Genomic DNA, 10,196 nt, shown 5'->3' with positions numbered 1-10,196 from the left:
CGGGGGGGGGGGGCCCGGGGGGGGGGGGGCCCTGGGGGGGGGGGGGGCGGGGGGGGGGGGGGGGGGGGCCCCCGGGGGCCGGGCGGGGGGGGGGCGCCCGGTGCGCCCCCGCCCCCCCCCCTCCGGGGTCGCGGACCCCCGGTCAGGAGGTGGGGGCCGTCAGGTCGTAGAAGGTGGTCGAGCCGATGGTCTTCGCGGTGAAGTGGGCGGTCACCCAGGACTCGATCTGGGCGGACTCGCTCTGCTGCCCGCCCTCGCCGCCCGCGCCGCCGCCGAAGCCGCGGCGGGAGCCGCCCGCGCCGATGAACCAGTGCACCTTGCCCTCCTGGACGTACTTCTGGAAGCCGGCCAGGGTCAGCGAGGGGTCGGTGCCGTTGAAGCCGCCGAGGGCCATCACCGGTTCGCCGGTGGCGAGTTGGTAGCCGGCCGCGGTCTGCGAGCCGATCGCGGCGGCCGCCCAGGTGTAGTGGTCGGCGTTCTCCTTGAGCATGGCGGCGACCTCGTCGGTCACCTTGGGGCCGTCGAGCAGGCCGCCCATGCCGCCGGGGGGCGGGCCGCCGGCCGTGCCGCCGGGGCTGTTCGTGCCGCCCGTGCCGGTGCCGGTGCCCTCGGGGTCCTGGGTGCCGGGGAGGCCGGTGCCGCCGCCGGTGCCGCGCTCGTGGCGGCCGTTGGCGCGGTCGCCGCCGTTGCCGGTGCCGCCGCCCGGGAAGCCCTGCCCGGGCGCGAAGCCCTGCTGACCGCCCTGACCGCCCGCGAAGCCCCCCTGGCCACCCGGAGCACCCGGGCCGCCCTGGCCGAACCAGTGCCCGTTGCCGTTGCCGGTGCCGCCCGGGAAGCCCTTGCCGCCCCGGTGCCCCATGCCGCCCGGCCCGGACCCGCCCTTCACGCCCGGCCCGGCGGTCACGATCGAGCCGGTGTGCGGGGAGTCCACGGTGTCCACCGCGTACGCGGCCGGACCGCCGAGCGCCGCCGCCAGGCCCACCAGGCCCGCCACCGAGGCGATCCGCGCGCCGGCCCGGCCGGAGACCCGTCCGACGAACGGCCCGGCCGCCAGCGCGGCCGCCGCGAGCAGTCCGCCCACCAGCACCGCCCAGCGCAGCCACGGCAGGAAGCCGGAGCTGCGGCCGAGCAGCACGAACGCCCAGACCGCCGTCACCGCGAGCGTCCCGGCCAGCACCAGCGCCCAGGGCACCCGGTGCCGGGCCCGCCACAGCCCGTCCACGCCCATGCCGACCAGCGCCGCGACGGCCGGGGCCAGCGCCACCGTGTAGTACTGGTGGAAGATCCCGGACATGAAGCTGAAGACCAGCGCGGTGGAGAGCAGCCAGCCGCCCCAGACCAGGAAGGCCGCGCGGGCGGTGTCGGTGCGGCCGTAGCGGCGGGTCGCCCAGAGGCCGGCCAGCAGCAGGATCAGCGCGGCCGGCAGCAGCCAGGCGATCTGCCCGCCGATGTCGGTGCCGAACATCCGGGTCAGGCCGGTCTGGCCCCAGCCGCGGCCGCCGCCGGGAGCCGCGCCGCCCGGCAGGTCGACCCCGGCCGGCATCCGGGCGCCGCCGCCCACGCTGCCGCGCTCGTTGCCGTCGACCCGGCCGAGGCCGTTGTAGCCGAAGGTGAGCGAGAGGAAGCTGTTGTCCTGCGAGCCGCCGATGTACGGGCGGGCCGAGGCGGGCATCAGCTCGACGACCGCCACCCACCAGCCGCCCGAGACCAGCAGTGCCACGCCCGCGAGCAGGGTCTGCCGCACCCGCCGCCAGAGGCCGGTGGGCGCCACCACCAGGTAGATCACCGCGAAGGCGGGCAGCACCAGGAAGGCCGCCAGGGTCTTGGTGAGGAAGGCGAGGCCGAACATCACCCCGGTGAACACCAGCCACCGGGTGCCCGCCGCCTCGACGGCCCGGACCATCCCGTACGCGGCCAGCGTCAGCAGCAGCACCAGCAGCGCGTCCGGGTTGTTGAAGCGGAACATCAGCGCCGCGACCGGGGTGAGCGCCAGCGCGGCGCCCGCCAGCAGGCCGCCGAGCGGGGAGAAGCGCCGGCGCACCGTCGCGTACAGTACGCCGACGGTGGCCGCGCCCATCAGCGCCTGCGGGGCCAGCACCGACCAGGAGGAGAGGCCGAAGATCCGCGCCGAGAGCGCCATCGGCCACAGCGAGGCCGGGGGCTTGTCGACGGTGATGAAGTTCGCCGCGTCCGAGGAGCCGAAGAAGAAGGCCTTCCAGCTCTGCGAGCCGGCCTGCACGGCGGCCGAGTAGAAGGAGTTGGCCCAGCCGGAGGCGCTCAGGCCCCACAGGTAGAGGACGGCGGTCGCGGCCAGCAGCGCCAGCAGGGCCGGGCGCACCCAGCGAGGGTCGTCAGCGCGCCCGCGCCAGGTGCGGGCGGGGAGGGTGCGCAGCCGGTCGGGCCAGGTGGCGAACCCCTTGGGGCCGGCGGGCGGCAGGGGCTGTTCGGGGAAGAGCGGCGCCGGGTCCGGCCGGACCGGGTCCGGCCGCGGCACCTCCGGCGGCGGGTAGTGCGCGGCCTCGGGCCACGGTTCGCCGGCCGGAGGGGAGTAGCTGCTCGTGGTCATGCGCCATACCGTCGGTGGCGTGCCTGAGAGAACCGTGAGACGGGAGTGTGAGGCGCGTGTGATCTGGAACGTCAGGCGGATGGCGGTACGGCGAGGTGCTTGCCCAGCCACTCCAGGGCCGGGGGGATCTCCCGCGTCCAGGTGTGGAAGTTGTGGCCGGCGGTGTCCAGGGTGATGGAGGACATCGTGGTGGGGGCCTTGAAGGCCGCGATCATGGCCTTGGTCTCGTCGTAGTTGTTCTCGTCGTACGCGGTGGTCAGCAGCAGGTTGACCGGGGCGGGCGGCTGGTTCTTCAGCCGCCACAGCAGGTCGTTCTCCTGCTTCAGCCGGTCGTTGCCGCCGAACAGGTCGCCGGTGGTCGCGTCGTGGGCCGCGTCGTAGTAGCCGGAGAGCGCGACCGCCGAGCGGTAGGCGTCGGGCTTGCGCAGCGCGAACTTGAGCGCGCAGTAGCCGCCGGTGGAGTTGCCGATCACCGCCCGGCTGGCCGGGTCGGTGCCGATCCGGTAGGTGGTGGCGAGGGCCTTGGGCAGGTCGCTGGTGAAGAAGGTCTCCACCTGGGGGCCGTTCGGCACGTCCACGCACTCGGTGTCCCGGTCGCCGACCAGGGTGGGCCGGGTCATCACCAGGACGGTCGGCGGCAGCTTCTTCTGCTCGATCGCGTTCAGCGTGGACGCCGGGTACTGCATCAGCGAGATCAGCTTCTCCGGGGTGCCCGGGTAGCCGGTGAGCACCAGGGCCATCGGGAAGCGCTGCTTGGCGTAGTCCGGCTGGAAGTACTGCGGCGGCAGGTAGACGTACGCCTCGGTGGTCAGGCCGCTGCCGGCTCCTTTGACGTCGACCTTCTGGATCAGGCCGGAGCGCTCCGGGTCCGAGCCCTGCGCGGAGTAGAACTTCTGCTCGCCGGTGACGGCCACCCCGGACGCGTTGGGCTGGTGGTCGACCACCGTGCCGAGCCCGCCGCTGGTGCCGAGCAGGTCCGTCCAGGAGCTGTAGAAGCCGAAGTAGCTGTTGGCGATCAGGCCCATCGCGGCCAGCACCGACACCTGGGTGGCCAGGAACGCCCCGAGCCGGCCCAGCCACGCCTTCCAGCCCTTCCCGCCGAACCGCGGCCAGAGCCACATGGTGGCGGCGAAGACGGCGATCGCGAGGAGCGAGGCGATGATCTGGAGGGGGAGTCCGGTGAGACTGAGCACGGGCCCGATCGTAGTTGACCTCCGGAGACGGCCTCGGAGGGCCCCTCGGAGGTGACCGCCGGGTAATGGGTTGACGGGGTCGTTCGTGCTCGGGACCATGTGTGACCGCACGGCTGCGCGGTGTGCGCGCGGTCCGGCTACCCGGGGGTGGGGCATGAGGTTCACGGGGTCCGAGAGGTTCGTGGGGAAGGCCGGTCTGGCCGTCGGCACGGCGCTGGTGCTGGCGGCCTGCTCCGGTGGCGGGGGTGGTGGTTCGGCGGGTGGCTCGTCCGCGCCCGGGGCGGCGGGGACGGGGGTCTCGGCGAAGCCGACCGCGACGCCGACGCCGACCCCGACCCGGGCGCCGTACGGCCCGGTGCTCAGCGCGAGCGTCGACCCGGTCACGGTCGCGCTCGCCCAGGTGGCCGGCGCCAAGGACCTGGGCGACCTCGACACCGTGCTCGGCGGCATCGTCGCCAGCGCGCAGGGCGCCGCCAAGTCCCTGAGCGTGGCGGACGAGCCGCCCGCGGTGACGGCGGCGCGGAAGGAACTGGTGGCGGCGCTGACCTCGCTCGCCACCGACGCCGGCAAGGTCCGCAGCGACATCAAGTTCCACGACGTCTGCGCGCTGAGCTCGGCCGAGGCCGAACTGGGCGCCTCCCAGGGGCTGGCGGCGGTGTCGGCGGCCCTCGTCACGATGACCGCGGCCGGCTACCAGACCACCTTCGCCGTCCCGCCGCTGCCCCAGCAGCAGTCCCGCGCGCTGGACAACGGCACCATGGTCCGCAAGGGGAAGCTGCGCGGCGAGGGCGTGTTCAAGGTCGAGAACGGCGGCAAGGTGGACGCCGTGGTGTCGCTCGCGCTGAACGGCAAGGCCGTGCACTCGGTGTTCGTCGGCAAGGGGCAGCACGCCAGTGTCGACGGCGTGGAGGACGGGACGTACGAGGTCTACGTCTCCGGCGGCGCGGACTGGGACTCCGACGCCAAGGGCTTCACCCAGAACTGCCAGTTCACCAAGTTCGAGGACACCTTCCCGTTCGAGACCGGCCGGACCGCGACCTCCTGGGAGATCACCCTCCAGCCGGTGGCCGACGGCAACGCCAAGACCAACGACGTGGACCCGAACGCCTTCCCGCAGCCGTAGCCGCAACCGCGACCGCGACCGCAGCCGCAGCCGTATCCACTGCCCCGGCCCGTAACGGGCATACCGGGACGGGTCGTTGCCGTCGGATGGCACGGCCCGTGCCGGGCAGTGGCGAGTTCGGTCACACTCCTTGACCTCTTGAAGTGGCCATGGCACTTTCATGCGGCGCGGGCGTCGGCGACCAGTCGTACACCCCGCGATCCCCCACAAGGAGAGCCATGTTCAAGAGACTTGTCGCGGTGGCCGGTACGAGTGCCGTCGTCGCGGGCGGGCTGGCCTTCGCCGCCGCCCCCGCGCACGCCGTCCAGGCGGCCGACCTGACGTCCACCATCGCCCTGAGCAACTGCTCGGCCTCGCTGGTCCGTTACCCCACCTCGGCGGCCGGCGACCGGGCGCTGATGCTCACCAACGGACACTGCCTGCCGACCATGCCCTCGGCCGGCCAGGTCATCCAGAACACCACCGCCAGCCGCAGCGGCACCCTGCTGGACGGCGGGGGCAACAGCCTGGGCACCGTCCAGGCCGACAAGCTGCTCTACGCGACCATGACCGGCACCGACGTCGCCCTCTACCAACTCACCGACACCTACGGGTCGATCAGCTCCAAGTACGGCGCCACCGCGCTGACGATCAGCGACGCCCACCCGACCGACGGCGCGTCGATGTACATACCCTCGTCGTACTGGAAGCAGGTCTGGAACTGCTCCGTCAACGGCTTCGTGCCGACCCTGCGCGAGGACGCCTGGACCTGGCACGACTCGCTGCGCTACAGCTCCGGCTGCAACACCACGCACGGCACCTCCGGCTCGCCGATCGTCGACTCCGCCAGCGGGCGGATCGTCGGCATCAACAACACCGGCAACGACGACGGCGGCATGTGCACCCTCAACAACCCGTGCGAGGTGGCCGCCGACGGCACCACCAAGGCCTACAAGGGCCAGAGCTACGGTGAGGAGACGTACTGGTTCACCACCTGCCTGAACTCCTCCACCCGGGCCATCGACCTCAACGTGGCCGGCTGCCTGCTCACCAAGCCGGCCGGCAGCGCCGTCTCGGTGACCAACCCGGGCAACCAGTCCACCGCCGTCGGCGGCGCGGTCAACCTCCAGATCAACGCCTCCGGTGGCACCGCCCCGCTGTCCTACGCCGCGAGCGGCCTGCCCGCCGGGCTGTCGATCAACTCCTCCACCGGCGCGATCACGGGCACCGTCTCCACGGCGGGCAGCTCCACCGTCACCGTCATCGTGACGGACGCCGCCGGCAAGTCGGCCTCCACCAGCTTCACCTGGGCCGTCTCCACCGGTGGCGGCGGCTGCACCCCGGCCCAGCTGCTGGGCAACGAGGGCTTCGAGTCGGGCACGGCCACGCCGTGGACGACGTCGAGCGGCGTGGTGGACAGCAGCGCCTCGCAGGCGGCCCACAGCGGCTCCTGGAAGGCGTGGCTGAACGGCTACGGCTCCACCCACTCGGACTCGCTGTCGCAGACGGTGAGCATCCCGGCCGGCTGCAAGGCGACGCTGAGCTTCTGGCTGCACATCGACACCGCCGAGTCGGGCACCACCGCGTACGACAAGCTGACCGTCTCGGTGAACGGCACCGCGCTGAAGACCTACTCCAACGTGGACGCCGCGGCCGGCTACCAGCAGCGCACCTTCGACCTGTCGGCCTACGCGGGCCAGTCCGTCACCGTGAAGTTCGCCGGGACCGAGGACGCCTCGCTCCAGACCAGCTTCGTGATCGACGACACCTCCATCCAGACCAGCTGAGGTCAACGCCCGGGCGCCGGTGGCCAGTTCGACGGCCACCGGCCCCCGGGCACGGGCACCGGCCTATGCTGGTGGGATGATCAAGCCGATTGAGCTGGTGATTTTCGACTGCGACGGCGTCCTGGTGGACAGCGAGGTGATCGCCGTCCGGGTGCTGGTGCGGCTCGGCGAGGAGTACGGCTGGCCGCTGACCGAGGCGGAGGCGATCGAGCTCTTCGTCGGACGGTCCGAGGCGGCCAACCGGGCCACGGTCACCGAACGGCTCGGCGGCGAGACGGCGACGGTGTGGAGCAAGCGCTTCGTCGAACTGCACGCCGGGGCGGTGGACGCCGGACTGACCCCCGTGGACGGCCTGCCGGAGGCGCTGGCCGCGATCACCCTGCCCACCTGCGTGGCCTCCAGCGGCACCCACGAGAAGATGCGCCACACCCTGGGCCGGACCGGCCTCCACGACCACTTCGCCGGGCGGATCTTCAGCGCCACCGAGGTCGAGCGCGGCAAGCCCGCACCGGACCTCTTCCTGCACGCCGCCCGCTCGATGGGCGTCGACCCGGCCGCCTGCGTGGTGGTCGAGGACAGCCGCCCCGGCGTCGAGGCCGCCCGCGCCGCCGGGATGCGCGCACTCGGCTACGCGGGCGGCGTCACCGCCGCGGAACGGCTGGCCGGGCCGGGCACCGTGGTCTTCGACGACATGCGCGAGCTGCCCGCCCTGATCGCGGCGGGCGCGGTCCGCCAGGGCTAGCGGCTCGCCCGGCGGGCGGCCGTCGGTCCGGCGGCAAATCGGTTGCCCGGCGCGGCCCGTGGCTGGCAGGGTCGGTCGCTATGGCCACCTCCCACAAGTTGCACGCCGACGAACTGGACATCGACGAGGCGCTGGTGCGCCGGATGGTCGCCGAGTGCTTCCCGCAGTGGGCCGGTCTGCCGGTCGAGCCGGTGGAACCGGCCGGGACCAGCAACGCGATGTACCGGCTCGGGGCGGAGCTGGTGGTGCGCGTCCCGCGGATCCCCGGGGTGGTCGAGGAGATCGCCAAGGAGGACGTCTGGCTACGGCGACTGGCCCCGCGGCTGCCGGTCCCGGTACCGGTCCCGCTGGCCGTGGGCGGACCGGTCGACGGCTGCCCCTGGCCCTGGTCGGTGCTGCGCTGGCTCGACGGCACCACACCGGTGCCCGGCCGGATCGCCGAACCCGGGGCGCTGGCGCGGGACTTGGCGGACTTCGTGACCGCGATGCGCGGGATCGACCCGGCCGGCGCCCCCGCCGCCTACCGCAGCGAGTCGCTGGCCTCGCGGGACGCCAGGACCAGGACCTCGATCGCGGCCGTGGCGGACCTCGTCGACGCCCCCGCCGCGACCGCCGCCTGGGAGCGGGCCCTGGCCGCCCCGGCTCCCGACGGCCCGCCGGTCTGGCTCCACGGGGACCTCCAGCCCGGCAACCTGCTGGTGTCCCCGGACGGCCGGCTGAGCGCCGTCATCGACTTCGGCTGCGCGGGCCTCGGCGAACCGGCCGTCGACCTGATCCCCGCCTGGTACGTCCTGCCCGCCGCCGCCCGTGAGACGTTCCGCGAGGCCGCGGCCCCCGACGACGCGGCCTGGGACCGCGCCCGCGGCTGGGCCCTGTCCGTCGCGCTGATGGAAGTCTCCTACTACCGGGACAGCGACCCGCGGATGACCGCCATCGCCCGCCACGTCATCGCCGAGGTGCTGGCCGACCACGCGTAGGCGTACGGGCCGCTCCCCGCCCGCGAGACGACGGGCGGGGAGCGGGCCGGGTCGTCGGCAGGTCAGCCGATCGACAGCCAGCCCGAGTACGTGTCGGTCAGCACCAACAGCCCGGTGTCGCCGTCGTAGAGGGCGTTGTTCAGCTGGATGTGCCCCGTCTCGCGCATGTCGTAGTTGCACTCCGCCCACTGGCCGACGCCGAGGGCGTTGCGGCACGCGCCGGTGCGGCCGTAGTCGGTGCTCCACCGGCCGACGGCGGAGAAGCCGTCCTTTGCGGTGTCGAGCACGAGCACCTTGTCGCCGGCCTTGTCGAAGCAGGTCGTGACCCCGGGGCTGGTGATGCACGGCAGGCTGGCCGCCGTGATCGCGGACTCCGACATGGTGACGGGCGTCCCGATCGTACGCGGGTCGTCCTGCGGCGCGGCGACGGCCTGACCGCCGCCGAGGACGGTGAGCCCGAGCGCCAGGGCGGCGAGGCCGATGACGGCGGCGGAGCGCGGGTTCCTGCGGAGTCCGTTGCTGGACATGGATGGTCCCCCTTCGAGGGTGTCGGTGTGTTCGCGTCCACCACCTGATCCCCCGCGGTGGACACAGCATCAGCTTGCCGAGGCCCCAGGGGGGTTGTCGTTAGCAGCCGGTCCACGTCCGCTTCGCTCAGCGTCCACCCGCGGCCGTCGCGGCGGCGCCGTGCCGGAAGTCGCGGGGCGGCAGCCCGTACGCGCCGCGGAAGGCGCGGCTGAAGTCGGCGGCGCGGGGGAACCCGCAGCGGGCCGCGATGACGTGGACGGGGGTGGCGGCCAGGGCCGGGTCGGCGAGGTCGCGGCGGGCCCGTTCGAGGCGCTGGTGGCGGATCCAGGCGGCGACGGTCTCCTCCTCGCCCTCGAAGAGGCGGTGCAGGTAGCTGACCGAGATGTGGTGCGCGGCGGCGACGGCGCCGGGGTCGAGGTCCGGCTCGTGCAGATGGGCGCGGATGAAGGCCCGGATCCGCTGGACCAGCGCCCGGCGCCGGCTCTCCGGCGGTACGGCGTCCTCGGCGTCGAGGTGGTGGGCGAGCAGTGCCGACACCAGGTCGAGGGCGACGGTGCCCAGCCGGGGTGCGTCGCCGGCGCGGTAGGCGCCGGGGTCGGCGGCGATGCCGGCGAGCAGTTGGACGAGCAGGGCGCCCACGCCCGTGCCCCCGGGCATCCGGCGGGCCGTGAGCGTGCCGATCCGGTCCGGCGACAGCGGCAGCGCCTGCCGGGGCACGGTCAGCCAGCCCCCGCGGACCCGCTGGCGCGGATCGTCGGTGCTCGCCTGGAGGAGGAGGGGCCGGGCGCTGTCCTGCAGGACCACGTCGTGCGGGCGGTAGGCGCCGAGGCCGTCGGAGCGGACCGCGGTGGCGGAGTCGCCGAACGGGAGCGAGAACAGGTACAGCTCGGGGTCGGTGGACGAGCGGATCAGGCGTGGTGACCGCCTCGCGGCGAGCGGCGGGTGCTCCATCGTCCAGAGCGCCACGTCGCCGAGCGGCAGGATGTGCACCTCGGACCGGAAGTCGGCCCTGTGCTCGGTGCGGACGTCGAACGGCGCGATCAGCCGGACGAGTTGCTGCTGCCAGTACTCGAAGCGGTCCCGCGGTTCCACGTCCTCGGTCCGGTACACCGACTCGGTCAGCATGCTCGCCCTCCCCTGGCTCGCCTTCCCCGTCCCGGCATTCTCACACCGCCGACGGATCCGGCCCGGGGAAGGAGGGGAGCGGCTGGCGGGGCCGCCCTCGGGCGAGGCCCGCGCCGGACGGCTTCGGCCGGAAGCGGTGCTCTCTTCGGGCGGCCCCGGCCAAGCTTGGCCGGGGC

7 protein-coding genes and 2 pseudogenes are annotated in these 10,196 nt (G+C 73.9%); 5 read left to right on the top strand and 4 right to left on the bottom strand.

All coding sequences use genetic code 11. From position 1 onward, the window contains the following. Positions 1-142 precede the first annotated feature (142 nt). On the bottom strand, positions 143-2,566 hold the full coding sequence (locus ACFRQN_RS37745) for a glycosyltransferase family 39 protein (RefSeq protein ID WP_380745097.1): 2,424 nt from the start codon (positions 2,564-2,566) through the stop codon (positions 143-145). Between the two features lie 71 nt (positions 2,567-2,637). Then, positions 2,638-3,759 (bottom strand): esterase family protein, encoded by a 1,122-nt coding sequence (locus ACFRQN_RS37740; protein ID WP_074001025.1) that lies wholly within the window; start codon positions 3,757-3,759, stop codon positions 2,638-2,640. A gap of 154 nt (positions 3,760-3,913) precedes the next feature. Between ACFRQN_RS37740 and ACFRQN_RS37735 the strand changes: the two genes are divergently transcribed. From ACFRQN_RS37735 to ACFRQN_RS37715, 5 genes and pseudogenes are all read left to right on the top strand, one after another. Continuing rightward, positions 3,914-4,882, top strand: a complete 969-nt coding sequence (locus tag ACFRQN_RS37735; protein ID WP_380745095.1) for a hypothetical protein — start codon at positions 3,914-3,916, stop codon at positions 4,880-4,882. A gap of 149 nt (positions 4,883-5,031) precedes the next feature. Beyond that, positions 5,032-5,718: pseudogene (locus ACFRQN_RS37730) on the top strand (serine protease); the annotation flags it as partial. Between the two features lie 204 nt (positions 5,719-5,922). Continuing rightward, positions 5,923-6,648: pseudogene (locus tag ACFRQN_RS37725) on the top strand (putative Ig domain-containing protein); the annotation flags it as partial. Between the two features lie 76 nt (positions 6,649-6,724). After that, positions 6,725-7,390: an HAD family hydrolase gene (locus tag ACFRQN_RS37720; protein WP_380745093.1), complete on the top strand. Its 666-nt coding sequence runs from the start codon at positions 6,725-6,727 to the stop codon at positions 7,388-7,390. A gap of 80 nt (positions 7,391-7,470) precedes the next feature. Further along, entirely contained in the window at positions 7,471-8,367 is an 897-nt protein-coding gene (locus ACFRQN_RS37715) for an aminoglycoside phosphotransferase family protein (protein WP_380745091.1), read from the top strand. Between the two features lie 62 nt (positions 8,368-8,429). Here ACFRQN_RS37715 and ACFRQN_RS37710 read toward each other — a convergent pair whose 3' ends face one another. Both ACFRQN_RS37710 and ACFRQN_RS37705 read right to left on the bottom strand, forming a co-directional pair. Continuing rightward, a complete protein-coding gene (locus ACFRQN_RS37710) occupies positions 8,430-8,894 on the bottom strand; it encodes a hypothetical protein (RefSeq protein ID WP_380745089.1) in 465 nt (154 codons plus the stop codon). Between the two features lie 127 nt (positions 8,895-9,021). Beyond that, positions 9,022-10,020, bottom strand: coding sequence for a helix-turn-helix domain-containing protein (locus ACFRQN_RS37705; protein WP_049650834.1), 999 nt, complete (start codon positions 10,018-10,020; stop codon positions 9,022-9,024). Positions 10,021-10,196: the final 176 nt, after the last annotated feature.

The organism is Kitasatospora sp. NPDC056800 (genome assembly GCF_042789775.1).
Taxonomy (GTDB): Bacteria; Actinomycetota; Actinomycetes; order Streptomycetales; family Streptomycetaceae; genus Kitasatospora.
The sequence above is the reverse complement of the archived record's forward strand: the minus strand, read 5'-3'. Positions and strand labels throughout refer to the sequence as shown.

Excerpts from the sequence above, each read along its gene's own strand:
- ACFRQN_RS37745 (WP_380745097.1), bottom strand. The coding sequence starts at position 2,566 with ATGACCACGAGCAGCTACTCCCCTCCGGCCGGCGAACCGTGGCCCGAG.
- ACFRQN_RS37735 (WP_380745095.1), top strand. The coding sequence starts at position 3,914 with ATGAGGTTCACGGGGTCCGAGAGGTTCGTGGGGAAGGCCGGTCTGGCC.
- ACFRQN_RS37720 (WP_380745093.1), top strand. The coding sequence starts at position 6,725 with ATGATCAAGCCGATTGAGCTGGTGATTTTCGACTGCGACGGCGTCCTG.
- ACFRQN_RS37715 (WP_380745091.1), top strand. The coding sequence starts at position 7,471 with ATGGCCACCTCCCACAAGTTGCACGCCGACGAACTGGACATCGACGAG.
- ACFRQN_RS37710 (WP_380745089.1), bottom strand. The coding sequence starts at position 8,894 with ATGTCCAGCAACGGACTCCGCAGGAACCCGCGCTCCGCCGCCGTCATC.
- ACFRQN_RS37705 (WP_049650834.1), bottom strand. The coding sequence starts at position 10,020 with ATGCTGACCGAGTCGGTGTACCGGACCGAGGACGTGGAACCGCGGGAC.